Origin of the sequence: Planococcus rifietoensis (assembly GCF_001465795.2) — a bacterium.
GTDB classification, from domain to species: Bacteria; Bacillota; Bacilli; order Bacillales_A; family Planococcaceae; genus Planococcus; species Planococcus rifietoensis.
Map to the genome: position 1 here is coordinate 1,819,892 of NZ_CP013659.2, position 26,976 is coordinate 1,846,867.

General features: G+C 48.2%; 30 protein-coding genes and 1 other annotated feature (1 of these 31 running past the window's edge). Of the genes, 1 reads left to right on the top strand and 29 read right to left on the bottom strand.

The genetic code is table 11. The annotated features are described in order from the left end of the window. Window positions 1-200: a binding site (T-box leader), on the bottom strand (it extends 9 nt beyond the left edge of the window). 49 nt (window positions 201-249) lie between these two features. The 26 genes from AUC31_RS09085 to AUC31_RS09205 all read right to left on the bottom strand — a co-directional run bounded on the left by AUC31_RS09085 (window position 250) and on the right by AUC31_RS09205 (window position 23,256). Next, window positions 250-777, bottom strand: coding sequence for a DivIVA domain-containing protein (locus AUC31_RS09085; protein ID WP_058383521.1), 528 nt, complete (start codon window positions 775-777; stop codon window positions 250-252). An 89-nt stretch (window positions 778-866) separates the two neighbouring features. Further along, window positions 867-1,652 carry a YlmH family RNA-binding protein gene (locus tag AUC31_RS09090; RefSeq protein ID WP_058383520.1) on the bottom strand — a complete coding sequence of 262 codons (786 nt, stop codon included), beginning with the start codon at window positions 1,650-1,652 and terminating at the stop codon, window positions 867-869. 153 nt (window positions 1,653-1,805) lie between these two features. Further along, window positions 1,806-2,069 carry a YggT family protein gene (locus AUC31_RS09095; protein WP_058383519.1) on the bottom strand — a complete coding sequence of 88 codons (264 nt, stop codon included), beginning with the start codon at window positions 2,067-2,069 and terminating at the stop codon, window positions 1,806-1,808. Window positions 2,070-2,087: 18 nt separating this feature from the next. After that, entirely contained in the window at window positions 2,088-2,591 is a 504-nt protein-coding gene (locus AUC31_RS09100; RefSeq protein WP_058383518.1) for a cell division protein SepF, read from the bottom strand. Beyond that, on the bottom strand, window positions 2,588-3,259 hold the full coding sequence (locus AUC31_RS09105) for a YggS family pyridoxal phosphate-dependent enzyme (RefSeq protein ID WP_058383517.1): 672 nt from the start codon (window positions 3,257-3,259) through the stop codon (window positions 2,588-2,590). Before AUC31_RS09105 ends, AUC31_RS09100 begins: the two co-directional genes overlap by 4 nt. Window positions 3,260-3,458: 199 nt before the next feature. Next, window positions 3,459-4,649, bottom strand: coding sequence for a cell division protein FtsZ (gene ftsZ, locus AUC31_RS09110; protein WP_058383516.1), 1,191 nt, complete (start codon window positions 4,647-4,649; stop codon window positions 3,459-3,461). Between the two features lie 58 nt (window positions 4,650-4,707). After that, window positions 4,708-5,997, bottom strand: a complete 1,290-nt coding sequence (ftsA, locus tag AUC31_RS09115; RefSeq protein WP_058383515.1) for a cell division protein FtsA — start codon at window positions 5,995-5,997, stop codon at window positions 4,708-4,710. 104 nt (window positions 5,998-6,101) lie between these two features. Further along, entirely contained in the window at window positions 6,102-6,464 is a 363-nt protein-coding gene (locus AUC31_RS09120) for a small basic family protein (protein ID WP_058383514.1), read from the bottom strand. A 2-nt stretch (window positions 6,465-6,466) separates the two neighbouring features. Next, a complete protein-coding gene (locus AUC31_RS09125; protein WP_058383513.1) occupies window positions 6,467-7,183 on the bottom strand; it encodes a DUF881 domain-containing protein in 717 nt (238 codons plus the stop codon). Beyond that, a complete protein-coding gene (locus tag AUC31_RS09130; RefSeq protein WP_058383512.1) occupies window positions 7,180-7,923 on the bottom strand; it encodes a DUF881 domain-containing protein in 744 nt (247 codons plus the stop codon). Before AUC31_RS09130 ends, AUC31_RS09125 begins: the two co-directional genes overlap by 4 nt. Further along, entirely contained in the window at window positions 7,901-8,683 is a 783-nt protein-coding gene (locus AUC31_RS09135; protein ID WP_058383511.1) for a cell division protein FtsQ/DivIB, read from the bottom strand. The genes AUC31_RS09130 and AUC31_RS09135 overlap by 23 nt, the downstream gene beginning before the upstream one ends. 18 nt (window positions 8,684-8,701) lie before the next feature. Beyond that, window positions 8,702-10,066: a UDP-N-acetylmuramoyl-L-alanine--D-glutamate ligase gene (gene murD / locus AUC31_RS09140; protein ID WP_058383510.1), complete on the bottom strand. Its 1,365-nt coding sequence runs from the start codon at window positions 10,064-10,066 to the stop codon at window positions 8,702-8,704. Further along, window positions 10,067-11,035 (bottom strand): phospho-N-acetylmuramoyl-pentapeptide-transferase, encoded by a 969-nt coding sequence (gene mraY, locus AUC31_RS09145; protein ID WP_058383509.1) that lies wholly within the window; start codon window positions 11,033-11,035, stop codon window positions 10,067-10,069. It abuts the gene before it with no gap. 37 nt (window positions 11,036-11,072) lie between these two features. Next, the gene (locus AUC31_RS09150; RefSeq protein ID WP_058383508.1) at window positions 11,073-13,409 is read right to left on the bottom strand and encodes a penicillin-binding protein; all 2,337 of its coding nucleotides are present in this window, start codon (window positions 13,407-13,409) and stop codon (window positions 11,073-11,075) included. Continuing rightward, window positions 13,406-13,765, bottom strand: coding sequence for a cell division protein FtsL (ftsL, locus tag AUC31_RS09155; protein WP_058383507.1), 360 nt, complete (start codon window positions 13,763-13,765; stop codon window positions 13,406-13,408). The genes AUC31_RS09150 and ftsL overlap by 4 nt, the downstream gene beginning before the upstream one ends. Before the next feature lie 12 nt (window positions 13,766-13,777). Then, window positions 13,778-14,716 (bottom strand): 16S rRNA (cytosine(1402)-N(4))-methyltransferase RsmH, encoded by a 939-nt coding sequence (gene rsmH / locus AUC31_RS09160; RefSeq protein ID WP_058383506.1) that lies wholly within the window; start codon window positions 14,714-14,716, stop codon window positions 13,778-13,780. 21 nt (window positions 14,717-14,737) lie between these two features. Beyond that, window positions 14,738-15,169, bottom strand: coding sequence for a division/cell wall cluster transcriptional repressor MraZ (gene mraZ, locus AUC31_RS09165; protein WP_058383505.1), 432 nt, complete (start codon window positions 15,167-15,169; stop codon window positions 14,738-14,740). Window positions 15,170-15,316: 147 nt separating this feature from the next. Further along, window positions 15,317-16,936, bottom strand: a complete 1,620-nt coding sequence (gene bshC / locus AUC31_RS09170) for a bacillithiol biosynthesis cysteine-adding enzyme BshC (RefSeq protein ID WP_058383504.1) — start codon at window positions 16,934-16,936, stop codon at window positions 15,317-15,319. Between the two features lie 75 nt (window positions 16,937-17,011). Then, window positions 17,012-17,392, bottom strand: coding sequence for a DUF3397 family protein (locus AUC31_RS09175; RefSeq protein WP_058383503.1), 381 nt, complete (start codon window positions 17,390-17,392; stop codon window positions 17,012-17,014). Next, complete coding sequence (locus AUC31_RS09180) at window positions 17,392-18,249, bottom strand: ketopantoate reductase C-terminal domain-containing protein (RefSeq protein WP_058383502.1); 858 nt, start codon at window positions 18,247-18,249, stop codon at window positions 17,392-17,394. The genes AUC31_RS09175 and AUC31_RS09180 overlap by 1 nt, the downstream gene beginning before the upstream one ends. A gap of 111 nt (window positions 18,250-18,360) precedes the next feature. Beyond that, window positions 18,361-19,911, bottom strand: a complete 1,551-nt coding sequence (locus AUC31_RS09185) for an acyl-CoA carboxylase subunit beta (RefSeq protein WP_058383501.1) — start codon at window positions 19,909-19,911, stop codon at window positions 18,361-18,363. Between the two features lie 28 nt (window positions 19,912-19,939). Beyond that, a complete protein-coding gene (locus AUC31_RS09190; RefSeq protein ID WP_058383500.1) occupies window positions 19,940-20,155 on the bottom strand; it encodes an acyl-CoA carboxylase biotin carboxyl carrier protein subunit in 216 nt (71 codons plus the stop codon). After that, window positions 20,152-21,501, bottom strand: a complete 1,350-nt coding sequence (locus tag AUC31_RS09195; protein ID WP_058383499.1) for an acetyl-CoA carboxylase biotin carboxylase subunit — start codon at window positions 21,499-21,501, stop codon at window positions 20,152-20,154. The genes AUC31_RS09190 and AUC31_RS09195 overlap by 4 nt, the downstream gene beginning before the upstream one ends. A gap of 162 nt (window positions 21,502-21,663) precedes the next feature. Continuing rightward, on the bottom strand, window positions 21,664-22,416 hold the full coding sequence (locus AUC31_RS09200) for an enoyl-CoA hydratase/isomerase family protein (protein WP_058383498.1): 753 nt from the start codon (window positions 22,414-22,416) through the stop codon (window positions 21,664-21,666). Window positions 22,417-22,518: 102 nt separating this feature from the next. After that, complete coding sequence (rpmF, locus tag AUC31_RS17580) at window positions 22,519-22,695, bottom strand: 50S ribosomal protein L32 (RefSeq protein WP_082799159.1); 177 nt, start codon at window positions 22,693-22,695, stop codon at window positions 22,519-22,521. 24 nt (window positions 22,696-22,719) lie between these two features. Beyond that, window positions 22,720-23,256, bottom strand: coding sequence for a YceD family protein (locus AUC31_RS09205; protein ID WP_058383497.1), 537 nt, complete (start codon window positions 23,254-23,256; stop codon window positions 22,720-22,722). Between the two features lie 384 nt (window positions 23,257-23,640). Between AUC31_RS09205 and AUC31_RS09210 the strand changes: the two genes are divergently transcribed. Then, window positions 23,641-24,855: a nucleotidyltransferase gene (locus AUC31_RS09210; RefSeq protein ID WP_058383496.1), complete on the top strand. Its 1,215-nt coding sequence runs from the start codon at window positions 23,641-23,643 to the stop codon at window positions 24,853-24,855. Here AUC31_RS09210 and AUC31_RS09215 read toward each other — a convergent pair. Genes AUC31_RS09215 through rsmD form a run of 3 tightly spaced genes read right to left on the bottom strand, consistent with a single transcriptional unit; the run spans window position 24,828 to window position 26,956 of the window. Beyond that, window positions 24,828-25,853 (bottom strand): SepM family pheromone-processing serine protease, encoded by a 1,026-nt coding sequence (locus tag AUC31_RS09215; RefSeq protein WP_058383495.1) that lies wholly within the window; start codon window positions 25,851-25,853, stop codon window positions 24,828-24,830. The genes AUC31_RS09210 and AUC31_RS09215 overlap by 28 nt on opposite strands. 55 nt (window positions 25,854-25,908) lie before the next feature. Beyond that, window positions 25,909-26,388, bottom strand: a complete 480-nt coding sequence (coaD, locus tag AUC31_RS09220) for a pantetheine-phosphate adenylyltransferase (RefSeq protein ID WP_058383494.1) — start codon at window positions 26,386-26,388, stop codon at window positions 25,909-25,911. Next, window positions 26,381-26,956: a 16S rRNA (guanine(966)-N(2))-methyltransferase RsmD gene (gene rsmD / locus AUC31_RS09225; RefSeq protein WP_058383493.1), complete on the bottom strand. Its 576-nt coding sequence runs from the start codon at window positions 26,954-26,956 to the stop codon at window positions 26,381-26,383. Before rsmD ends, coaD begins: the two co-directional genes overlap by 8 nt. Window positions 26,957-26,976: the final 20 nt, after the last annotated feature.

Consider the following 26,976-nt stretch of genomic DNA (forward strand, 5'->3'; position numbering starts at 1 on the left):
GAGAAGCTCGCGGTACCACCCTTGTTGCAGCTGTGTGCTGCCAACTCTACACCGTAACGTGGCGGGGACGGGCCCGGTTACTTGCGTTCACCGGTCCAGCTCAGGAGTGATTTTCCAAGACGGCCCCGCGCCAGGCTTCCACCGCCCCCGGCTCGCTCGATCGGATTTCCGTTTTGTACTGTCTCCATCAATGCGTTTGTAAGTATGTCGTAATTATAGAAGCAGAATGGGCCTCAGTCAAGAGCGGGCTTATTCCTTCGCTGCGCTTCCGGCTTCTTTCTTTTCGATCTGATCGATATTCTCCGTGTCTAAGTCGTATTCAAGCAATGTGTTCCAGTCTTCCGTTTCAATCAAATCCAGCTGCGCTTCCACTAGCATCTTGAAGCGATTGCGGAAAATCTTCGACTGCTTTTTCAACTCTTCGATTTCGGTCGCGATGCGGCGCGCTTTCGCCAAAGATTCATTGACGATGCGGTCTGCATTCTTCTCCGCTTCCTGGACGATCAAATCCGCTTCTTTCTGTGCGTTGCGGCGGACTTCTTCTGACGCTTCCTGAGCGACGAAGATCGATTTCTGCAAAGTCGTTTCCAGATTGGTGAAATGGCCCATGCGCTCATCCGTAGATTTCATGCGCTCTTCCATTTCAGTCCGTTCTTTAATGACTTTTTCGTAATCTTTCATGATCTGTTCGAGGAATTCATTGACCTCATCTTCTTGATAACCGCGGAATGCGCGGCTGAACTCTTTATTATGTATATCTAATGGTGATAAAGGCATCGTATCTCTCCTTACTCTCTGCATGTTTAAACTCATTATACCTGTCATGGCGAGAAATATCAGTAATATTCACCACATTCGCCGGTGTTTTATTTTTTCAATTCCAATTTGCCGACCTGCAGGCGGATCTTGTCCTTTTTCGTTCGTCCTTCGATTGCGATGATTTGCACCCTCCCGAGCCCTCTCGCTGAAATCAAATCGGATTCGTGGAGTTCAAACGACACACTTTCTTGTGCTGTCCAATTGACTTTCACTTTACCGCCGCCGATCAATGCGGCTGCTTTCTGGCGGGAAATCTTATAGACCGAGCTCATGACCGTGTCGAGCCGCAGCGAACTGACCGTATGTGCCTCTTCCGTCCACTCCTCGATGACCGGGAGATAGTCGGCGGGATCGGTCACTTCTTCGAGCTGGACTTTCACTTTGCCCGCGCTAATAAAATTGGCACGCAAATACGGCGCTATTTCTGTCATCACCGCGAGCTGCACGGTGCCTTCACCGATCCGGATATCCCCGAATTTCCCTCGTTCCAAACCGAGCGACATGAGCGCTCCGAGAATGTCCGGATGCTTCAAGGTGACGAATTTCACCGGATAGCGCAATTCGAACATGGTGACTTGGAAATCACTTTCTTCCGAAACGTAATACGAAGGATGCAGCAAGACGCGCTGGCGCTCTGCCTGGTTGAACAAGCCGGAAGCAGCCATTTCCACATCCCTGCCGCCGATCAGCGATTTGACGATAAAGCGCTGGCGCGGGTCCAGAAAATCGGTGAGCTTCGGCGCATACATATCTTCTACATCTCGCAGCCAATCTGACGCCTGCTCGATAAATTGTTGTTCATCTTTTCTGAAATGCTGGAATATCTCTTCCATGGGCCGTTCCCCCCGGTTGTTGGATTCGTTCTTCGTTTAACAAGCATTCTACAAACAGCAGAAAAATCCTCTTGCTAATTGCCGCAAATAAAAAAAGACAGAGAAATGGATTCTCCGTCTTTCTATGTCAGCTGCCATATATTCAGCTTCTTATCAGAGAAGGTACTCAGCCAAAGTGATGATCCCTTGGCTTGCGAGGCTCAAGAAGAAAATAGCCACAATCGGTGAGATATCGATCATGCCGATCGGCGGGATGAAGCGGCGGAAAATATCCAGATAAGGATCTGTAATCCGGGAGATCATCTGCCCGAATGCAGATTCCTTGATGCTCGGCACCCAGCTCATGAAGACGCTGATAATCAGGATATAAAAGTAGATGTTAATAGCGCTTAACAATAAATTTACAAGAAGATACATTCGATTTTTAGCACCTTTCTATTGTTGATCGTCGTGATAATAATCGGAGATGGCGCCATCCACTTCGACCGTGTCCGGCACGCATAGGAAAATGTCCGTTCCGATGCGTTGAATGTCCCCACCTAGTGCATAGACAGTGCCGCTCAGGAAATCGATGATCCGGAGGCCTTGGTCCCGTTCAATGCGCTGCAAGTTGACCACGACGGCCTGTTTTGTTTTCAAGCTTTCTGCAATGTCCTGCGCTTCCGCATAAACACGCGGCTCCGCCAAACTGACTTTCGATGAAGAAGCAGATGAATTCTGCAAATTAACTAAATTCTGCACGGTAGGTTCCTCCAAATTCTCACGGCGTTCTTTCACTGGTTTTGGTGCTTTCGGTGCTTTCTTCTGCGGCTGTTCGGCAGCAGCCGGGGCAGGCTTCTCATAACGCTGCACGGGCCGCTGCTTGCGTTCTTCCTGGACGGGCTCTTCCTCGTACTCGTCCAGATAAAAGAAATTCTTGAATTTATCTTTCATGCTCATCTTTCCGCCTCACTTTCCGACCCTACCAATGCGGTCCCGACGCGAACGAATGTCGCGCCTTCTTCAGCCGCAATCAGGTAATCATTCGACATGCCCATCGACAATTCTGTGCAAGGGGCGTGTTCCCATTGGTTAGCTGCGACTTGCAGCTGCAAGTCTTTCAAACCTTTAAAAGTCGCTCTCAACAAGGTTTCATCTTCTGTGTTCGGAGCCATGGTCATCAAGCCGATCACACGCACCTTATCGAATTCCTTCAAGGATTCGATAAAAGCAGGAACTTCTTCAGGAGAGAAGCCGCTTTTGGAATCCTCCCCGGAAACATTAACCTGAATAAAGCAATTGACAGGCTTATCGGCACGTTTTTGGATTTCTTTCGCCAGGCTCAAGCGGTCCAAGGAATGAAGATAATCGATCAAACCGATCACTTCCTTAACTTTTCGTGACTGAAGCGTACCGATATAATGCCAAACGACATCGCCTTTGATCTTCCCATGCTTGAGCTTGAGGCCTTCCGGGCGGTTTTCACCGAGATGGCGGATGCCCGCATCGACGGCTTCCTGGGTTCTATCGATTCCGACTTGTTTTGTGACTGCGACGATTTCAATGCCGCTATGGATTTGATTTAATGTATGGGCCATTTCTTCAAACTTCGGTTTAATCGCTTTCATCTGCTCACAACTTTTCTATAGACGTTCACTTTATTGTACCAAGCCGAAGCTGATTTATCAATTCAGCCTGGCATTAAAACAATAAAGCCGCCTATTTTTCAACAAAATTATGAAGGAACCGTGGCAACCGCCGTTAAAAGAAATTCTATAGCCTTCCTAAAACAAAAAAACAGCTGCCAAATTGGCAGCTGTTTTCGTATTAACGGCGTTTTTGTCTGTTGCGAAGGAATGTCGGAATGTCCAACGCATCTTCACTTTGCTTGTCCTGGCGCTGAGGCTCCTGGTTGTAATAAGGAGTTTGCTCTTCGCGGCGCTGGGACTGTTCTTCGCGGCGTGCTTCACGAATAGAAGGAGCCGGGTTTTGTTGCTGGATCGATTGGATGCGGTTTGCGTTCAATCCAGATCCGCGTGGTGCACGTCCAGCAGGGTTCAATTGTTCTTCGTTGAATCCAGTAGCGATAACCGTGACGACGATTTCATCTTTCAAGTTGTCGTTGATAACGGAACCGAAGATCATGTTCACTTCTTCATCAGAAGCGGAAGCGACGATATCGGCTGCTTCTTGTACTTCATACAAGCTCAAGTTCGAACCGCCTGTGATGTTCATCAAGACGCCTTTTGCCCCATCGACAGATACTTCAAGCAATGGGCTCGATACAGCTTTTTTCGCTGCTTCGGCAGCACGGTTTTCTCCAGAAGAGACACCGATGCCCATAAGTGCTGATCCTTTGTTCGACATGATCGTTTTCACATCGGCAAAGTCAAGGTTGATAAGACCAGGAACTGCGATCAAATCAGAGATGCCTTGTACACCTTGGCGAAGAACATTATCCGCTTCACGGAATGCTTCTAGCATCGGCGTATTTTTGTCGACGATTTCAAGTAGGCGGTCGTTCGGGATAACGATCAATGTATCGACTGACTCTTTCATCGTTGCGATTCCGCCGATAGCCTGTGTTGAGCGCTTGCGCCCTTCGAATGTGAACGGGCGAGTAACGACACCCACTGTCAAAGCGCCAAGTTCTTTGGCGATGCCTGCGATGACAGGTGCAGCACCCGTACCAGTGCCTCCGCCCATACCGGCAGTGACGAAGACCATATCGGCTCCGCGCAAAGCTTCTTCGATCTGTTCTTTGCTTTCTTCTGCTGCTTTTTTCCCGACATCCGGGTTAGCGCCAGCGCCAAGGCCGCGCGTCAATTTTCCTCCGATTTGCAGGCGTGTTTCCGCTTTCGAAAGGTTCAAGGCTTGCGCATCTGTGTTGACAGCGATGAATTCCACCCCTTGAACTCCATGTTCGATCATCCGGTTGACTGCGTTGTTTCCGCCGCCACCGACACCAATGACTTTAATTACGGCTAATGCATCGATATTTGTATCAAATTCCAACATTCTTTTTTCCTCCTAAGATTGCTCAGCTTTTGAACATAAGCCGGACACAATGATGATTTTATTCAAAAAAACGATCAAACATTTTTTTGGCTTTGCTTACGACACCTTCGTTATCCTGTTTCGGTTGTTTCGGCTGCTTTTGCTTTTTCGGCTGCTGCTCCACATACTCAGGTTTCTGCGAATGTGTCGCTGCTGAACTATGGCCGACGTTTCCGTAGAACAAATCTTCTGCGTAAGCGTATTGGATCAATCCGACCGCTGTTGTGTACTGCGGCTCGCGAACTCCGATGAATTCAGGCGTGAACAAGCGCACCCGCGTTTGGAGAATGCTTCTAGCCAGCTCTGGAAGGCCGTCCATTTTGGCCATTCCGCCTGTCAATACGACACCACCAGGCAGCTCATCGACGCCGAGGCGGTACAACTCATCTAAAATCAATTCGAAAAGTTCTTCCATGCGAACTCCGATTATTTCAGATATGTATTTTTGGCTGTATTGTTCTCTTGAATCCGAACCGATTACCGGCACTTCGAATACTTCTTCTTCTGAAGCATCGTCGAAAAATGCGTGGCCATGTTCGAGCTTGATTTTTTCAGCCTGCTCTGTCGGGGTTTTCAAGACGATCGATAAATCTTTCGTTACGTGATCCCCGCCTACTGGAATGACGGATGCCGCACGCAAATGGCCATCGCGGAATACTGCGATGGAAGTCGATCCACCGCCGATATCGATGCAGGCCGTTCCGTGGTTCTTTTCGTCTTCCGTCAATGCATAACTTCCGGCTACTAACGGTTGGACATAAATCTCGCGGATTTCAAGGCCAGCGCGTTCAACACAGCGAAGCACATTGTGCAAGACCGTTTTCGAAGTCGTCACCATTGTACCATCCATTTCAAGTCGGATGCCGATCATGCCTCTAGGGTCTTTGATCTCGCCCAAGTGGTCGACAACATATTCTTCAGGAATGATATTGACCAGCTCACGTTCTGGCGGAATCGACATGACTTGTGCCGCTTCCAAAACGCGTTCCAAATCCTCATCCGTAATTTCACGGTTCTCGCTGTTTACTGCAACGATTCCCTTAACCGGCTGCAATGCCACTTGGTTGGCTGGAATGCCCAGCACCACTTCGTGGATTTCTTTGCCGATCATGCGCTCTGCCTGATCGACGGCTTTTTTAATGGACTGTACAGTTGCATCTATATCAACAATCGCACCTTTTTTGATTCCATTAGATTTGACGTTGCCAACGCCGATGACGTGCAACGATTTATTGGTCATTTCCCCGATCAATACTTTGACGGAGGAAGACCCGATATCCAAACTTACATATAATTCTGATTGACTCAACTCGTGGCACCTCCTTATAAAACTTCTCTACATTACATTCTATTGTAAAATACACACCTTGTCTAAGTAAAATAGCGAAACTTAGAAAATTTTCCTGCAATTCGTCAATTTGCCTCACCAAGCTTCTTTTTTTCGGCCCATTTCGTAAGCAGAATGCGGCGGATCACCGCAATATTCTGGAATAGCCGGACGCCGAACGCGAAAATGGCTGCCAAATACAAATCTACACCTAAATGGACGCCAAGAAAAGCCAGGCCTGCAGCCAATACGATATTAAAGAAAAAACCTGAAACGAACACTTTGTCATCATAAACTTGCTGCAAATGGGCCCGTATGCCCCCAAACAGCGTATCAAGTGAAGCCAGCACTGCTATTGACAAATAACTGGCGTATTCAGGCGGTATTTGGATATCCGTCAACAAGCCGAGTGAAATGCCCAACAGCAATCCTAGAATCGATATCCACATTCCTACTCCCCCTCCCCGGCTTGAAGATGCTCCATGTTAATTTCTTCATCAAAAGCCGGCAGCGCCAATTCTTCCTGCGGCTCTGAAATAGTGATCGTCAAATCGTCTATGTAAAAATCATCGTGAATTGCAGAAGCCGTCAAATAACTAGAAAGTTTCCGCGCTTCTTCCATGCTCGTTGCCATAATCGTGATCATAAACGGCGGCGTCGAGATAGGCTCTGTATTCACGGTTGTGTAGCCATTGATATCGCGTATCGCGGTCGTGTTGATGACACGCTCCCCGGCAATCGCCAGCTCGATGCCGTCAAAGCGATTGATTTCATTCACTAAGCGAATCAATAAATCTGGTGGAATTTCTGTTATTTCGGTTCCAAGCGCAATCGCTTCAAGCGAAGGGCTAATCTCCAGTTCAATTCCCGGGCCAATCACTTGCGAAAGGCCGGCAGAGTTCTGCAAATCTTTTACTGTCTCTTTCAAAACCGCCTGCGGATCTTGAGTCGCTTCATCGCTATACTTGCCAAGTGTCTCATCCAGCAGGCTGATTTCCGACAGCAATTCCGAATGAAGTTGCTTTTCCCGCGATAATTGCTGGCGGATTTCCCATGTATCCCGGGAATCCCGGCTGTCATCCATATTTACCGTGTTGTATTGTGTCGCAGTCATAAAACCGATAACAAAAAGAATGACCGTAAAACGGCCCGTAATGCGTTTTTTCATCGTTGTCCCCCTGTATCCATCTCCGACAAAAGTGCCGGCATGCGGATAGCTCGCCCTGAATCAAGCGTTACAATGATGTTATCGTTGACGAGCTGGTCCTGGACGCCGCCTGACAGTTGCATGGAGGCAGTCAATACTTCTGGACTCCCAATCGCTTCGATGGTGAAAGGCGCAGGATGCTGGATGCCGTCGACTGTAATGACAGGGCCCGTGCAGACAATATGGGAATTGCCGTGAATCCGCTGGCCATTTACGGCAATTGCCTCGGCACCGGAAATATAGAGTTCGTTAATCACTTGGAACACATGGCTTTCATGGACCATATAATCGTTTGGATTCACATGGTCTGCCGTATAATCGCCGTCCTCGAGAGTCACTTTCAAGCCTTGCCCTTTAACCGGAACAAGCCCGAGGAAGCGTCTCAATTCTTCTGCCTCCCGGGCGTATGCCGTATAGTTTTCTTCACCGTCCACTACAGACCGCTCGAATTCCTGAACGGCTTTTTGCTTGTCATCCAGCTCTGCGCGCAATTCTTTATTGCGCTCTTGCTGTTCGATCAATTCTTTCCGGTATTGTTCTTTTTGCTCGAAAAAGCTGGTTCCCGCAAAATCATTTTCCGCTTCTCGCTGGTTCGATAAGCTATAGGAATAGGCCATGATAAATCCGAGAACCAAGAAAACGAGCGAGAAGATGATCGACTTGCTGATGCTTTTGCGCTCATTGTTCTTCGATGTTTTCAAGTTCCTCACCCGCTTCCGCCAATCCGAACACATCGTTATAGGAACGGAAATAAATGCCAACTTCCATGTCAATGATGCCTTGGCGGCCTTCCAGCTGAGCGGTGACAGATGGATAATAATTTATCTTCTCTGCCAAAGTCGATAAAATCGCCTTGATTTCGTTTCCGTCATTCATATAAATCGTGATGTAATCTGCACGTTCCTGTTCCGTATCCAAAATGACTTGAGAGATGAGATTCTGCACTTCCGGGTCGGTTTTGACCAGTTGCTCGATCAACGCTTCCCGTTTTGCTTCATCTTCGAAATTCGAAAAAATCGGTCCTTCCACGACGCTGATGGGCTGGTTGAGCACGACACCATTCGACAAGACCACTTGATAGCTATTGCCTTGATCCAAATACCCCATCTCGACAAATTCTTGGATTTCGATTTCAACTGAGCTCAACCAATTTTTTTTGACTGTTGCCGATTCGACCCATTCAAGCGATTCAATTTCACGCTCGATCTCCCCGCTGTCAAATGACCACATCGAATCCCCAAGCGCCAAAGTGCTGGCCTGCTTATAACTCTCGCCATCGAACAATTCAGCACCTGTGACTTTGATGTCGCGGATCTCGCTGTAAGTGGACTGGCTGTATAAAAGAATGAACAGCAACGAAATAAAAACGGTCAATAAAGCCGCAAACTTGCGGTTCGACCTTTTTCTGCGCCGCTCCCGGAGCGTTGGTATGCGTTCTTCGATGTCTATAACTTTGTCCATATCCGCCGCTCCTTCGTTTTATTCGTTTGCTTCTGTATATTTTCTGGCCGCTTCGATAAACGCATCGCCGCGGACTTCAAAACTTTCGTATTGATCCCAGCTCGCACAAGCAGGAGACAACAAGATTGTATCTTCCGGAGATGACTGACTGACTGCCTTTTCGACTGCATCGTCCATCAATCCGGCTTTAATGACCGTCGGAACATCGCAGCTTTCTGCAAATTCAGCAAAACGGTCCGCCGTCTCACCGAAAGTGACAAGTACTTTCACTCGATTCATATAGGGGCGCAATTCTTCCAGCGAATGCTGGCGCTCGAGTCCCCCCGCGAGCAAAATGATGTTGTCGCTGAAAGCTTCCAGCGCACTTTTGGTGGCAAGCTCATTCGTTGCTTTCGAATCGTTATAGAAACGTCTTCCTTGCCATTCCCCGACAAACTGGGAACGGTGCTTGACCCCTGTGAAAGAAGTCAAAACGCGGATGATGGTTTCTTTTGTTCCTCCAGATAGAAGCATGGCCGCAGTGGCGGATAAAATGTTCTCAAGATTATGCTCACCTGCGAGCATAATCCGCTTGCGTTCGATCAACGGTTCGCCTTGCCAATAAATGAATTCGCTGTCTGCACTGATGCTTTCTTCGGTACGGCCTTTCAATGTAAAAGGAATACCTTGTGCTTTAACGGTCTTGGCATGGTCCACGAGCATTTGCTGGTCGGCATTGTAGATGAAATAATCCTCAGCCGTCTGGTTTTCCGTGATTTTCTTTTTCGCTCCGATATAGTCTTCAAGCGATCCGTGATAATCAAGATGCGCTTCATATAAATTGGTAATGATCGAGATATGCGGGCGGAACGATTCCGTCCCTTTTAGTTGAAATGAAGAAAGTTCCGTGACAATGACGTGGTCCGCTGTCGCTTTTTCTGCCACTCCGCTTGCCACTGTGCCGATATTCCCCGCAATAAGCGGTGACTTGCCGTCCTGGTTGAGCATATGGAACAGCAAAGTCGTCGTCGTGGTTTTGCCGTTCGATCCCGTGATGCCGATAAACGGCGCTTCACTGATGCGGTATGCCAACTCGATTTCCGTCCACACTGGAATGTTTTTTTCCAGAGCTTTCTGTATCAACAGGTTACGGTAAGGAATCCCTGGATTCTTGATGACCAGTTCAAACCCTTCATCCAATAGATCTTCCGGATGGCGGCCGCAAATGACAGTGACCCCTAAATTCAATAGCTCCTGGGCTTCAGGATTTTCTTCAAAGGGCTTGGAATCATTGACCGTCACGAATGCCCCGAGTTTATGTAAAAGGCGTGCAGCGGTAAAGCCGCTTTTCGCCAATCCGAGCACAAGCACTTTCTTTTGATGCAATTGCGGCAAATCTTTCATTTACATGACCTCCAATAAAACGGCAATCGCGGCACTGATGAAACCGACACCCCAAAATACGGTGACTACTTTCCATTCAGACCAGCCGCTCAATTCAAAATGATGATGGATCGGGCTCATTTTGAATATGCGTTTTTTCCGTAGTTTAAAACTTCCGACCTGCAAAATGACCGAAGCGGTTTCGATGACGAACACCAAACCGATCAAGAGCAAGAGCAATTCCTGTTTCAGTAGGATCGAAACCATGGCAAGTGCACCGCCAAGAGCCAAGGAACCTGTATCGCCCATGAATACTTTTGCCGGGTATTTGTTGAAAACGAGGAATCCGATCAGCCCGCCTGCAACAGCAAACGTGAACAAGGCAATCCCGGTTTCCTGCTGGACGATCGCCAATATGCCGAATGCAGCAAAAGCGATGGATGCCGTTCCTGCGACCAGCCCGTCAAGACCATCTGTCAAATTGACGGCGTTTGAGAAGCCGACCAACCAGAACACGATGAACAAGACATATACCCAACCAAGTTCGATGGATACTTCCGTAAAGGGAATGCCGAGTGCCGTATCAAAGCCGTTTGCGCGCAGTAAAAAGAACGACAAAACGGCAATGACAATTTGCGCCAGCAATTTCTGCAGTGACGTCAGTCCAAGATTGCGCTTGAGCACCACTTTGATAAAATCATCCAAAAATCCGATCAATCCGTAACCGAATAGGACAATCAGCAAAATGACCACTGGCGTCGTCAATTCACCATTAAAAGCGGCGACCAATAGGACCGTGACGATGATGGAAATAAGGAATACCAATCCGCCCATCGTTGGTGTCCCCGTTTTTTTCAAATGGGATTGCGGGCCTTCCTCACGAATGCTTTGCCCGAATTTCATGCGTTTCAATAGTGGGATGAATACCGGCATCAATGCGACAGTCATGATCAATGCAATCCCAAATCCAAATATATTTATACCTTCCATTAATAGAGCTCCTTTAAAGACGAGTACACTCGTTCATTTATTCGTTTTCGTTATTGACGGGTTGTTCCGTTGATTCTTCTGTTGGTTCTGTTGGTTCTGTTGGTTCTGTTGGTTCTGTTAGTTCGCTTGTAGACTCACCAGCTTCCGGGCTTTCTGCTGCAGCTTGTCCAGTCTCAGGCTGTTGCTGTGCTTCTTCGGCATTCAGCGATTGCTCGGGGTAAAATACTTCCGGTGGCTGCAATTCGATGATAACAGATTCGCCTTTCTCCGGCACTGCCCCTTCTGCCACGCTTTGCGTCATGGCAAAGCCTTGGCCTGCGATTTCAAGCGGCAATCCACTGAGCGCTTGGAATGCCAGCAGTTCCCGTTTCGACCAGCCTGTGAAATCTGGAATAGCTGTGGTGCCGCCCGTTCTCAAAATGATATTTTCACCGGCTACCATTTTTTCGCCGGCTGCTGGATATTGGTCACTTATTTGAGAATTATCACCAGCGATAACTGGGTTCAATCCCTTGGCTTTCAGCTGAGAAACCGCTTCTTCCATAGGAAGCCCTTTATAGTCTTCAATTTCAACAGTCTTTGCTTCCACTGAATTCTCAGGTGCGATGTTCAAATACTTCAATCCGTTTTCCATAACAGATGTAAAGATTTTGGATACTGGGACAGAACCGTATTCATCGGCAGGCAATTGAGGCTGCTGCACGCCGATGTAAATCAATAGTTCCGGATCATCTGCCGGGGCCATTCCGAGGAATGAGAACAAGTAATTGTTCGTGCCCGTCATATAACGCCCGTCTTCTCCAGGAACTTGTGCGGTACCGGTCTTCCCGGCAACAGAATAGTCCTGCAATGCGAAGCCTTGTGCAGAACCGACTTCTGAAGTGACAGTGGAAGCCATGATTTCACGGACTTTTTTCGCCGTTTCTGCTGAAATCGGCGTACCGGCTTCTTGTGGTTCTGATTTCACGGTTACATCGCCTGTATCAGGGTTCTTGATTTGATCGATGATGTACGGTTTCATCATTGTGCCGTCTCCAGCCAGCGCCGTCGCTGCCTGGATCATCTGAATCGGCGTAACGGTCGACCCTTGTCCATAGGAAGTGGTCAATTTATTGATCGGGTATTGATCCAGAATCTTTCCTGCCGCTTCATTCGGCAAATCGATGCCGGTTTTTTCGCCGAAACCGAATGCATCGATGTAATTCATAAAATTATCCGCACCGAGGCGCTCAAGTAAATAGCCCATCGATACGTTGGATGAACGCTGGAAGCCTTCAAGGAACGTGATGCTGCCCCAGCCGCGGCCGCTGTTATGGTCGCCGATTGTGCGATCCAGCAATGTATAGGTCCCGGAATCATAATAAGCATTCGGATCCCATTTACCTTCTTCGACAGCCGCTGCCAATGTGAACACTTTCATTGGCGAGCCTGGCTCGATTGTCAGTTCGATGCTCTCGTTCAACCAGTTGTCCGATAAGCCTTCACGCGTGTTCGGATTGAAAGTCGGGCGCTGGGACATGCCCAAGATCTCGCCGGTATCCGGATCTGCAATCACAGCGATCATGCGTGCGGGGTTATATTCTTCCTGGACGCTCGACATGGCATCTTCTAAAAAGTTCTGAAGCGTGCGGTCCAGCGTCAACTGCAGATTGGATCCGTCGATAGCGGGAGTGACTGCTTCTTGGCTGTTCGGCAATAGATATCCCCATTTATCCGTATCAAACTCCATTTTACCGTTTTTGCCCGTCAAGACTTTGTCATGAATGGACTCCAAGCCCATTTTGCCTTTGGTCTTCACTTGGCCATCCTCGAATTCTTCTTTCATGGCGAAGCCGATTAGATGGGAAGCGAACACACCGTTCGGGTAAAGGCGTTTAAGGTCCTTGACGAACAATAAGCCCGGCAAATCTTTTTCTTTCATCTCAAGCATCTGTGTGTGGCTGATTTCGCGTCCGGCTGCGCCGAACTCCACCTGATAACGGTCTTTCTCCATCCCGTTCTCCAAAATGCTGACTAATTCTTCTTTCGGCGTCCCCAGTTGTTCGGATAGATACGCCGCTGTTTCCTCTGCATCGATTACGTGGTTCGGTTTTTCCGGGTTCGTGGTTACCGATTCATCCAGCACCGCCACTAATTTATACGTCAATGTGTCTTCTGCAATGACTTCACCGTTGCGGTCCAAAATCTTGCCGCGTTCTGCGGTCAATACTTCTTCCTGGCTGTATTTGGCAGCTGCTCTGGCAGCCAATTCCTGCCCTTCCACTTTGCCCGTCGCTTGAATTGTGATTATTCTGGCCATTAAAAGGAAAAAGAGCCCTGCAAATAGTAAAAATAGCAGAAAGGCTCCTCCTTGAAAACGAAATTTTTTCTTCATTGTCCCGGCACTACCTTTACATTTCGCTCATTTAATTTTAAGCCGTAATCCTTTGCTTTCGACCAAATGCGCTCATATGAAGACAGTTCACTTACTTGCACGGACAAATCGGTATTTTGTTTCGTCGTTTCATTGATTGAATTTTCAATTGTCTGGATTTCCTGCGTGGAAGCTTGGATTGTCGACTGATTTTGCAAGACGAGCAATGCGCACATGATGCAGACAGCCAGGAAAGCTGTGTAAAGGATTTTCTCGCCCTTCGTAATGCGTTTTTTCTTTTTTGCCGGCTGTCTATTCGGACTTTGCGGAACGGCCGGCTGCTGGATGTAGGTTTGGGTTCTCGCATTCAACGCCATTTAAACACGTCCTTAGAGTTTGATTTTCTCCGCAATCCGCAACTTGGCGGAACGCGACCGATTATTATGCGCCAATTCTTCTTCCGATGGCAATATTGGTTTTCGAGTGATTAATTTCAATTTCGGTTCAAGCCCATCCGGGATGACCGGCAAGTTCGGCGGCAGTTCCGGAAGTGATGAAGCTTCCTTGAACAAAGCCTTCGTCAAACGGTCTTCGAGCGAATGGAAAGTGATGACGCTGATTCTTCCTCCAATTGCGAGCATGTCGATCGCATCTTGCAAAGAAGTTTCAGCAGCCCCAAGCTCATCGTTCACCGCGATGCGGATCGCCTGGAATACGCGTTTTGCCGGATGGCCACCTTTACGCCTCGCTGGCGCTGGAATGCCGTCTTTGATGCATTCAACTAGTTGCGCTGTCGTTTCGATTGGCTGCTTGTCTCTTGCAGCTTCGATTTTACGTGCAATCTGCTTGGAGAATTTCTCTTCTCCGTAACGATAGAAAATGCGCACCAAATCTTCAAAGCGCCATTCGTTTACGACATGGTAAGCGCTCAGTTCCGCACTTTGGTCCATGCGCATATCGAGTGGGGCGTCGTGATGATAGCTGAATCCGCGTTCGGGCGTATCGAGTTGCGGCGACGAAACGCCCAGATCGTATAAGATGCCGTCCACGTGCTCGATTCCGCGTTGTTCTAATTCTTCTTTTAAATACTTGAAGTTTGCATGGATAAAAGTGATCTTATGTAAATGGTCTTTCAGTTTTTCTTTTGCATGTTCGATTGCTGTTACATCCTGATCAAAGCAGTACAGATGTCCCTGATCGGATAGCTGCTGGGCCAAATATTCGCTGTGGCCGGCACCGCCGAGTGTACAATCTACATATACGCCATCAGGACGAATGTTCAGCCCATCGACAGTTTCATGCAGCAAAACTGTAGTGTGATTGAACAACCCAGTCCCCCCGTTCGTTAATTAAAAATCAAAGTCAGTTAAGTTTTCGGCTATTTCATTAAAGGATTCTTCGGATTCTTCGAAATACGCTTCCCATGCATCTTTCGACCATATTTCAAACCGGTTGGAGACGCCGAGAATGACGCACTCTTTTTCGATTTTGGCATATGACAAAAGGTTGGCAGGTATATTGACGCGCCCCTGCTTATCAAGTTCCACTTCCTGGGCCCCTGAGAAGAAAAAACGGGTGAATGCACGTGCATCTTTTTTCGTAACTGGCATTTCTTTTAATTTTTCTTCAATTTTATTCCATTCATTCATCGGATAACCAAATAAGCACTGATCCAGGCCTCTGGTGATCACAAAATGCTCACTAAGCAGTTCACGGTATTTTGCAGGAACGATTAATCTGCCCTTAGCATCAACATTGTGTTGAAATTCGCCCATGAACATGCCTTTCACCCCACTTATTATAATTAATGTACCACATTCCCCCACATGCCACCACTTGTTTTTGAAATATTTCACTATTGTTACAGCATTTCATCTCAAAGAGTTTACTTGACATAAAAAAAGCCTGCATATGCAGGCTTTTCCAAGTTAAAGAATGACAATTTTGTGGGTGTTATCGTACTTCATCGGCAGAGCCAATAGGTCTTCCGCCAAGTTTCGGCCATATTGATTCAAGTAAGGCACTGGGTTATAAATCCGTTCCTGCAATCCTGATTCCGGCAATAAGGCATTTTCGATCGTTGCGAGTTGATTGAACTGCGTGCTGTTCTGTATTGCCACTTCATCTTGCAGTTTGTGTTTTAAGAAATCGAGCTGTGCCAAGTGGATACGCAAGTTTTTCTCGGCCAAAGGCGTGAGCCCGGCACTGACCGCTGTAAAACGGCTGATCAGTTCTTCGTACTCTTCCGCCAAGCCTTGTTTGACTTCTTCAATTTTCGCTTCCGTTTCTTCGTCTCTTATGTGGTCGAATAGTTCATTGCGCAGCTGGGGGATTTTCCGATCCATGACGACCTCTTCAAAACTCAAGTCCCGCTTCTCCAGCAGCGCCGCAGTCCGGCGGTCAATCAAGCTGACGCTGAGCCTTGGCATGACGATCGGCATCTGCATTCCCATGACTTCGAATGCGCCTTTTAACGCTGCCCAATATGCGATCTCGCCTGGCCCTCCAACAAAAGCGAGCACCGGAAAGACAAGATCCTGCATCAACGGCCGTGTTACGACATTATTGCTGAGACGCTGTGGTTCGTGCTTGGCAATCTCCAAGAGTTCCTGTTCCGTGTAGCTGATCGCCGTATTCTTGACGGCAAAACGGCTTCCGTCACGCTCGAGCAACAGGCGTTCGCCTTCGATTGTGATGAAGAGATGCGCCGCTTCCTCTTTGGCATCGATCCCTGCCGTATAACCATCAGTTTGAAGCGCTGTTTCAGTTTCCACGACCGTTTTCGCTATCGCTTGGCTATTTCCGATGAGCTTCGAGAAGAAGCTTGATTCATAGGCGCGCAATTGCTCATAGGCTGCGTCGATATAAAGCAAGCCTTCCTGATTGAAAAAATGATTGAGCAAACTTGCGAAAAATGCGGTAAATGTATCAGCTTTTTCGAGATGGCCAAATACTAAGGAATGGATCTCCTTCGTATGCACAGTCTCAGGCAAGCTGCGGAAATATTCTTCCAAAAACGCCTCGATTTCATCTGCTTTAAGCGGTGCGTGTGAAGCAGCGCATTTCCCGAGTTTAGCATGCGGGTAATTCAGCTTTTCGACACGGCCGTTCGTTTCGCGGTAAATATGGCAAATCTCGGCCAAATCATGGTCTTCCCCGGCAATCCAAAATACCGGCACGACCGGTGTACCTAGCTTTTCAGAAGCTTCTTTCGCCAATAAAATCGCAGAAATCGCTTTGTGCACCGTATATAAAGGACCCGTCAATAATCCGGCTTGCTGGCCAGTCACGACAACTGATGCGCCTTTTTCAAAACGTTCAAGATTTTGCCTTGCCGCTTCAGAGATCCCGTACGGTTCCATATAACTTGCGATGATAGACGCCAGCTTTTCGCGATCGACCGGATGGTTTTCAAGGGTTTCAAGCCTGTCGCGGGCTTGTTCCAATGAAGGCTTATAAGAAAAGTATTTCACTATTTTTTGTTCTTCGTTCGTATAATCAGCCATCAAGTTGGAGGATGGCGGTATGTATTTCTCCTCTAATTTCATGAAGTTGAATCCCCTTTTCGCTTTACATTCAAAGACTACTATAACAAAAGGAGGATTGCTTGAGAAAAAATCCGCCTAGCGGAATGATTGGACTGCTAAAAAGATAAGTCCGGCAAGCCAAGTGACGGCATAAATGGCAGACAAAGCCAAAAAACAAATGCGCCAAACTTTGCGCAGGAACTTGATCACTTCGAGTTCTTTTTGAGTCTTCCATTCACGGATCAGCAGAAAAATCGCAAACAGTAAAGCTGCCATGAGGATAAAAGGCTGAACTTCGAAGTCAAACAGCAATTCAATCGATGCCGGCACTGAAAAGAACAACAGAAAAGCAGTGACATCAGCCGCGATGCCGAGCGCTTTGCGTTTTTGTGATTTATAGGTCAATGCGTAAACAAATAAAAACAAGATAAACGGAACGTAAAGCAGCACGTTCCCGGCAGTAGATATCCATTCCATCAGTTTTCCTCAACAGTCTTCAATAAGTGGTAGAACGCTTTGAACAAAGGCAAATCCAATTTCGAAACCTGCAGGATGTATAGCATCAGCCCGTCCACATCCATCGGGTCACCGGCCATTCGGTCTGCAAGCATGGAAGATATTTCTTCCGGGCGTGACGCGCAATAGGCAGCGACGCGCTCGATTGGCTGCAAGCTTTCGATTTCCGGAAATGCTAAGTACAATTCATTGTACAGATTGCGGAACAGTTCGTAGGCATTCGGATCAGTAATCAAACGCCCCTTTTCGATTTTCATCAGCGCCGTCAACGGATTGATGAGGCTGTCTCTCAACAGCTGTTCGAACAACCGGCTCTCGATATCCTCTGTCCATTGCACTGCCATGTGGCCCACATTCGTGAGCGCTTCGAATTGAGCCGGCTCGCCTTTTATTAGACCAAGGCTAAGCTGAGGCTTTTTCGAGTAATTAATTTCGTGTGCATTGATTTTGACTGCGTCGCAGTCCAATGTGGCAGCCGCGATTTGACGATGCGCCAATAAGCGGGCTTTTTCGATATAGAGCATCCCTTGCTGGACGAACACGAGCGGATTGCTCGGCCGGCGAATTTTCAGCAGCCTTAGGATAGGCGGCAGTTCATCTGAATGAACCGTAATAAATATATAAGCATCCGGGTCCACCTGTTCAAAATCATTATAAACGGCGATTTGCTGTTGTTCTGTTCCATAAACGAGGCCATGCGCGTTAAGTTCAGCGGCTTGTTCCTCATTCGTGATGATCAACTGCACATCACCTTCTTTTTTCAATAGATGCGCCAGCAGCAATGCCTGGGCGTTTCCGCCAATAATTGCGAATTTCATGGAAACCCCTCCTTTTTTCAGAGCAATCGTCGTTAGCAAACGATCCCTTGTCTTGGGTGTCTGCTAAAAAAGAAGCCTGCCTTATAAGGCAGACTCCACGTCTATTACTCATTATACAGGAATGATCGGATGTTTTCGATATGGCAAAGGCAAATCTTTCGTCGCATAAATCGACAAGCGCTTGGATAATTCCTCGCGAAGTGCATATGGCGCGACGATTTCATCGACAATGAGCTCTGATGCCAAGCGGTAAATATTAATTTCTTCTTTATATTCCTGATGCTTTTGCTGGACATAGGCCAGGCGTTCTTTCGGGTCTTCAATCGCTTCGATCTTGTTGGAGTAAACTGCGTTGACTGCCGCTTCAGGACCCATGACGGCAATTTGCGCTGTCGGGAGCGCAATGCACACGTCCGGTTCAAAGGCAGGGCCCGCCATCGCGTACAAACCAGCGCCGTAAGCTTTGCGCACGACGACTGAAATCTTCGGTACAGTAGCCGCACTCATCGCAGAGATGAACTTGGCGCCGTGGCGGATGATCCCTGCGCGTTCCACTTTCGTGCCGATCATAAATCCTGGAACATCGGCCAAGAACAAGAGCGGAATCGAGAAGGCATCGCAGAGATTGATGAACTTGGCGCCTTTGTCGGCAGAATCACCGAACAAGACGCCGCCTTTTACTTTCGGCTGGTTGGCGATGATGCCAACTGCTTGCCCGTCGATGCGCGCAAGGCCGGTAATCAACTCCGGCGCGAACAGCTTCTTGATATCGAAGAAGCTGTCTTCATCGATCAATTGGTCGATCAATTCATACATATCAAATGGTGCATTCTGATTTTCCGGAATGATCTCTTCCAGGCTGCGGCCAGCTTTTTTCGCTTTCGCTTCGATCGTTTCAGGCTTGCCCGCAAAATTCGCCGGGAAAAATGCCATATAACGGCGCGCTTCCGAAATCGCCTCTTCTTCAGTGGATACCAAAACATCGCCTACCCCACTCACGGTACAGTGCATGCGGGCGCCGCCCATTTCCTCGAGCGATACTTTTTCGCCGATGACTTTTTCAGCCATGCGAGGCGACCCCAAGTACATCGAAGCATTTCCTTCGACCATGATGACGATATCGCAAAACGCAGGGATATACGCCCCACCAGCCGCAGACGGGCCGAACAATAAGCAAACTTGCGGCACCATTCCGGACATGCGTACTTGGTTGTGGAAAATACGGCCTGCGCCGCGGCGGTTCGGGAACATCTCCAATTGATCGGTGATGCGGGCGCCTGCAGAGTCGACCAAATAAAGCATCGGCACTTGCATCTTTTCAGCCGTTTCCTGGATGCGGATGATTTTTTCTACAGTCCGTGATCCCCACGACCCGGCTTTAACGGTCGAATCGTTCGCCATGACGCAAACGGTTTCGCCGTTCACTTTGCCGATCGCCGTGACGACGCCATCTGCCGGAAGATCGCCCGCTTCCACATTCGCGAAACGGCCGTCTTCAATATAGTCACCGTCATCAAAAAGTAAATTCAAGCGGTCTCTGACAAATAGTTTATTGCTTTCTTTCAATTTCTCATGGTATTTCTCTTGCCCGCCCGCGAAAATCTTGGAAAGCTTTTCTTCGAGCCGTGTATTATATCCCGTTGTTTCAGTCGTTTTCGTCATTTCTTCCACCCCTTTGGATTCAAATGCCTTATTCGCCGAGCGTCACCAATGTGTCCCCTTCGTTGACAAAGCTGCCAACTTCCACATCGACTTTTTCGACTTTCCCGCCGAATTCCGCTTCTACCGGAATTTCCATTTTCATCGATTCAAGAGTCATGACGGTTTGTCCCGCTGATACGGATTCCCCTTCGGATACTGCAATGTTCAAGACCGTTCCGGCCATAGATGCTGTTAATTGTTTCATACTGTTTTTTCCTCCTTTTGTTGTGTAAGCCACTGAGCCAATACGGCGGTCGCGTAATTTCCTTCTATAAATGGTTTGGATTCAATAAATCGGTCGAAGAGCGGCAAATTGGTCTTCACGCCTTCAATCGCCGTTTCGTCAAAGAACTTCCTGGATTTCTCCAAGACCTCTTCTCTCGAAGCTCCTGTCAAAATGACCTTGGCGATCATAGGATCATAGAAAGGCGTCACTTTATTGCCTCCTTCATATCCGGTCTCGATGCGTGCGCCAGTGCCCCATTCCAAGACGGATAAAGTTCCGGGCGACGGGAAGAATGTTTTCGGGTCTTCCGCATAGATGCGGTACTCAATCGAATGGCCGGTTGTATGGATCGTATCTTGCCCGGGCAAAGTTTCGCCCCTAGCCACATTGATTTGCCATTCGACGAGGTCGACGCCTGTCACTTCTTCAGTAATTGGATGTTCCACTTGCAATCGGGTATTCATTTCCAGAAAATAGAAGTCATTATTCTCATCGACAATGAATTCGACCGTTCCTGCATTGGTGTAACCCACCGCGCGAGCCGCTTTAACGGCTGCATCGCATAGCTTGGTTCTGGCAGATTCCGGCAAGTCCGGAGAAGGCGATTCTTCGATGACTTTTTGGTTGCGGCGCTGTACAGAGCAGTTGCGCTCGTACAAGTGGACAATATTGCCCGACTCATCGCCGAAAATCTGCACTTCGATATGGCGTGCATTGGCAATGAATTTCTCCAAATAAACGATATCGTTCCCAAAGTAGGCTTTGGCACGGTTTTTGACTGAATCAAACTGCTGAGTGAGCGCTTGCTCATTTTCACACAGCACCATGCCGATGCCGCCGCCTCCTGCACTCGCCTTAAGCATCAGCGGATAACCGATCGCTTTCGCTTCCAAGACAGCCGCATCAATGTCTGACACCCCTTCAGCTGTCCCTGGCACGACTGGCACCCCGGCTTGTTTCATCGTGTGCCGAGAGCCGAGCTTATCGCCCATCGTATCAATGACTTCAGGTTTTGGGCCGATAAAGATTAGCCCTGCTTCTGTGACTTTGCGCGCGAAATCCGCATTTTCCGACAGCAGGCCATAGCCTGGATGGATCGCTTCAACATTGCGCTTTAATGCTTCTTCAATGATTTTATCTGCTTGTAGATAGGATTGCGCGACCGGATTCGGGCCGATCGCTGCCGTTTCTGTCGCTTCACTCACATATGGCAGTTCCCCATCCGCCTCGGAGTAGATTGCGACTGTTTCGATGCCGAGGCGGTCGCACGTGCGGATAATGCGCCGTGCAATTTCGCCCCGGTTGGCAATCAGGATTTTTTTCATGTATGAAATACCCCCTAAGTTTTCTCCCTTCTCTAGCATATACGAATTTTGTAAGCGATTTCAACTATTGAAAAAAATATTTTCCATAATGTTCCGTCTGTTCGCTTCATTCATAAGAAAAGGGCATTGTTTTTTCCATGAAAAAAAGACCCCATAGGAGCCTTATTTTTTGCTTTTATTCAAAAACCTATCGACGGCTTGATGATGGGCTTCTTTGGCCCACAATCTAGCGCACTCACGGATCTCCTGATCGACCCGCTGTTTCAAGTTCGTTTCCTGCCATTTACGGATCGCTATCTCTTTATAAGCACGGTGTACGGACGGCAGCACTCGGTTCATTGATGCCAGGAATTGTTCGATATCCCCGTCCTCTTCGATGATGGCGCTGGCCCATCCGTTTTCAAACAATTCGGTCGCTGTGTAAGCGCGCGCATCGCTGAGCATTTTGAGTGCCGCGTCATGCTTCAAAGTTTCAAAAAGATAGGTGCCGCCTCCCCACCCGCTCGTGATGGCCAACGTCCCTTGAATAAAGCCGCATTTGGCATGGCTCTTCACCAGCCGGTAATCGCACGCTGTCGCAATCTCACAGCCCCCGCCAACCGCAGTGCCGTTGACAAGCGCAATGACCGGGACAGGAATTGTCTTGATGCGATACAAAGCTTCTCCCATGCGGCTGAGCATCGGCCAAGCCTGCTGTTCTGTTTTCAGTTCATGGAAAACGGACAAGTCGCCGCCTGAACAAAATGCCTGCTCGCCTGTTGCCGTGATGACGACATAGCGGATGTCTTCTTCCCTGGCGCGGTTAGCGAGTTCTTCAAACCCTTCCATCACTTCGTTGTTGATGGCGTTGCGGATATGGGGCCGGTTGATCGAAAACGTCATTACCTGATTTTTTGTTTCGATTATGTATGCCATGTTTCACTCACCTCTGGCTTTAGTTTACCTGTTTTTCGGCAAATGAAAAAGGTTATCCGGAGCCATGGCCTCCAGATAACCTTTTTCTAAGCAAATACTGTTTTATTTGCTAGCTACTACTTCTTTGCCTTTGTATGATCCACATGCTTTGCAGACATGGTGAGCCAATTTACTTTCGCCACAGCTTGGGCACGCTACCATACCAGGTACGGATAGCTTGAAATGCGTACGGCGTTTTCTTTTAGCGGTTTTGGATGTTCTTCTGAACGGTACAGCCATTGGTGACACCTCCTTACAATGATTCTATTCATCTGTCTGATCGAAATACTTGGCTAAATCAGCCAGTCTTGGATCCGGTTTTGATTGTGCTTCTTCCTTCTTGGCCAGAACTTCTTCATCTGACAAATAAGACCAGTCGTTGCCGCCTTTGATAACGGTTTGTTCTGAGTCTTCCTTAAAGACCTGTATAGGCACTTCAAGGGCGATCAGCTCTTCTAAAATCGGCTGAAGATTAATGACTTCAGTCGTTACCGTGTGGACATATTCGTCCTCGCCTTCTTCACGGCCTTTTTCAGACCAATCGAAGATTTCTACGGTGTCGATGCTGACCGGATATTCGACATCTTCCCAAGTTCGTGCACAGGGCAGCGTAAGCGTCCCTTCAAGATGGAGCATGCACGTCATTTGTTGCGAACCAATCGTACAGTGTCCTGTGACGTGTATAGGAGATACGGCGCGAATATCACTATTGCGCTTTTTCGCCTCATCCAATTGAACATACTGGTCAATTGGCATCCCGTCGTTACGATACTTTTGTAGCTGTTGAATCGCTATTTTCATAAGTAATCACCTCAAGACAACAAAGTTGATTATATAATGTAGAACAAACGATGTCAAGAAAAAATCTTGTCACCATAATTCGCTCATCGTTATACTATATAAGTTGAACAAATGCTTTAATAATTTAATATAAAACGATATTCCGCAAAACAGCTAGCTTTCCTGGGGGCTTGCGCTGAACTAATTCGGGCTAGCCGCCCGAATGGATTTCAGCACTTCGCTAATCCCCAAGGAGTCTGCGCTATTTTGCTCCATATCTGCTAAATACCTCAAATGAAAGAGTGGAAAGCATCCGTCACGAGCCGTTTCATCTCTAACTTTTACGGATTATAAAATTTTTGTTTAACTTATATACAACTAATCATACCAAAAGAAGGTGCTGTAATGAAAGCGACAGGAATCGTTGTTGAATATAACCCTTTCCATAATGGCCATTTGCATCACGCGGCGAAAGCAAAAGAACTGTCAGGAGCCGATGTGGTCGTTGCTGTCATGAGCGGCCAATTCCTCCAACGCGGCGAACCGGCGTTTGCCGATAAGTGGACGCGCACGGAAATGGCGCTGTCGGCTGGCGTCGATGTGGTCATCGAATTGCCCTATGCTTTCGCGACCGCTCAGGCATCCGAATTCGCACGCGGCGCCATCCATTTGCTTGACGCAGCAGGATGCGCTTCTTTTTGCTTCGGCAGCGAACAAGGCGAAATCGAACCGTTCTTGAACAGCCTGGAATTATTGAACACCAAAAGAGAGCAATACGACACAATCATCCATGACAGGGTGCAAACCGGCATCAGTTACCCAAAAGCATTGAACGACGCTTACCTCTCTTTAAAGAACAGCAGCAGCCGCTATGCCGACTTGACCAAACCGAACAACATTCTCGGCTATCATTATATCGAAGCCGCACATGCAGTCAACCGCGCAATGGCACCCCTGACGATACAGCGCATCGGTGCCGGCTATCACGATCCGCTAGAGCCCGGTGTCGCGATTGCCAGTGCGACCGGCATACGCAATGCCTTTTTCGAAGGTGAGGAGCTCGGAGAACTAGCGCCTTATTTACCGACGAGCAGCATTCGTTTGCTCGAGCGGGTTCACGCGGAACAGCAAGGATTTGTCGACTGGCAACGGTTCTATCCCATGCTGCGCTTCACGATTTTGCGCGAAGGGCCAAAAGCACTCGCGCGGTTTGCCGAAGTAACGGAAGGCATCGAGAACTTGATCCACGAGTCAGCCAAGCGTTCAGAGACTTTTGATGTCTTCATCGCCCGCGTGAAGAGCAAACGCTTCACACGGACGCGGATACAGCGCATGTTGACCCACATCTTCACGGGGTATACACAGCAGGAAGCACAAGCTGTCAAACAGCCGGAATACATCCGCTTGCTTGGCATGACGCATAACGGCAGGCGTTATTTGAATGAACGAAAAAAAGCCATCCCGCTCCCTGTCATCAGCCGCGCAGCGGATTTAACAGGAAGCATGGGACAGCTTGATATCCGCGCATCGACACTTTACCTTCAAGCCATCGGCGCAGACTCATTGAAAAAGGAATACACAACACCGCCTATTTACCTGGGCGATAGTTCTGACAAATAATCAAGGGCCGCATCGATGTCGGTGACAGGGACAATATCCATCTCAGTGCCGATTTCTTCTGCGGTTTCCATCGCGACATCAAAATTGCTCGGCGTCCCGGAATCCCCCTCATTATCCGGTGCGAAAAAAACGTCGATGCCAGCACGGTCTGCCGCAATAACTTTTTGGTCGATTCCGCCAATAGGCCCGACCGTCCCGTCGCTTTCCATCGTGCCGGTTCCCGCAATGTCATATCCGTGGGTAATGTCTTCATCCAGCAATTGATTCAAAATTTCCAAGGTGAACATCAACCCGGCGGACGGCCCGCCGATGGTATCGGAGTCGATCGAAACATCCGGAGTCGTTTCGATTTCTTTGTCTTCCACGAACGAAATGCCAATGCCCGCGCGTTCAGGCTCTGTGGGCAGTGGGGCTAGCGTGACCGTCTGGTTAATCGTGCGTTCATCGCGCTCAATCACCAGTTCCACTTCATCTCCCACCTTCTTGGTTGCTAAATAATCAAGAAAATCTTCCATCGAACCATAAGCTTGCCCATCGATTTCCAACAAACGGTCACCCGGTGACAATAGGCCGGCAGCCGCCCCGTCTTCCAGCACGTTCAGGATGAACACGCCGTTACTCGATACTTCATAGGGTTTGCCTGCTTCTTCAAAGGCCACTTGCAGCGCATTGACCTGTGAATCAGACATCAGCTTTAGTTGCCTGACATTGTATTCCTCATCGCTTTCATGGGGGCTTCTCACTTGTTCCGGGTCGAGGACTTTATAGCCTTCCTGAAATTGCGCCATGACGTACAAAGCTGGAGTCGCATTAAACATCGTCACGGTCATTAAGCTGAGCGTGCCAGCGTCGCCTTCATCCCGTCCCTCCACTTCCACCAGCGGCGATAGCTCGTATGCGTCGCCCGGGCGTGAAATATAGGCATCCAGCCGGTAGGAGCTGACAAACACGACGAGCGCCATCACCAGCACAAAAAACCATAGTTTTTTACTTTTCATCGCATATCCTCTCCTTTTTGATCGAACCACAACAAAAAGCCACGTGTCACGTGACTTATTTGAACTTTTCTATTAATGCTTTTTCCACCGCATCTGGGACCAGCCCGGAAATATTTCCTTGATATTTCGCCACTTCTTTAACAATGCTCGAACTGAGGAAAGAATATTGGTTGTTTGACACCATGAACAAAGTTTCGATGTTTTCATTCAAGAAACGGTTCATGGACGTGATTTGCATCTCGTATTCGAAATCTGATACGGCCCGTAAGCCCCGGATGATTGCATTTGCTTTTGCTTCCACTGCATAGTCGATCAGCAGGCCGGCAAATGAATCGACCGTCACGTTCGGAATGGTTTTGGTCACTTCTGCAATTAATGCCATCCGTTCATCCACATCGAATAATGGGTTTTTCGATGAATTGTTCATGACCACGACCTTCACTTCATCAAAAATCGATGATGCCCGTTTGACGATATCCAAATGGCCCATCGTAATCGGGTCGAAACTCCCCGGTACTACTGCAATTTTAGTCAATGCGTTCTCCCTCTTCCCCCTGGTAGCGGTAAATTGAAATGATCGTATTTCCATATAATTCCTTTTTAAACCGGACGCACCCAGCTGTTTCATCCGGCAATTCGATATCGCGTTCGTGTTCGCAGACGATGATCGCCTCGTCTTCAAGCAAGCCGAATTCAGCCGCCTTCCCCATCAGTCCGTAGGCTTTTTCCATATGGTAAGGCGGATCGAGAAACAGCAAACGCGCCTTGACGCCATTTTTCTTCATGGCTTTCAATCCGCGTTCAGCATCGGCGCGGTATACTTCCGCCGATTCTGTCAACTTGGTTTTTTCCAGATTGGCCTGGATGGTTTCCACCGCTTTTTTGTCTTTATCGGTAAAAATCGCATGGTCGACGCCACGGCTCAAGGCTTCAATCCCGAGCCCCCCGCTGCCGGCAAACAAGTCCACTGCCGTTCCGCCATCAAAAAACGGGCCGATCATATTAAAGATGGATTCTTTTACTTTATCAGTCGTCGGCCTCGTCGAATTCCCGGGAACCGCTTTCAAAGGCAGGCCTTTCGCCTGTCCTGCTACTACACGCATACTATCGCCTCTTACTTTAT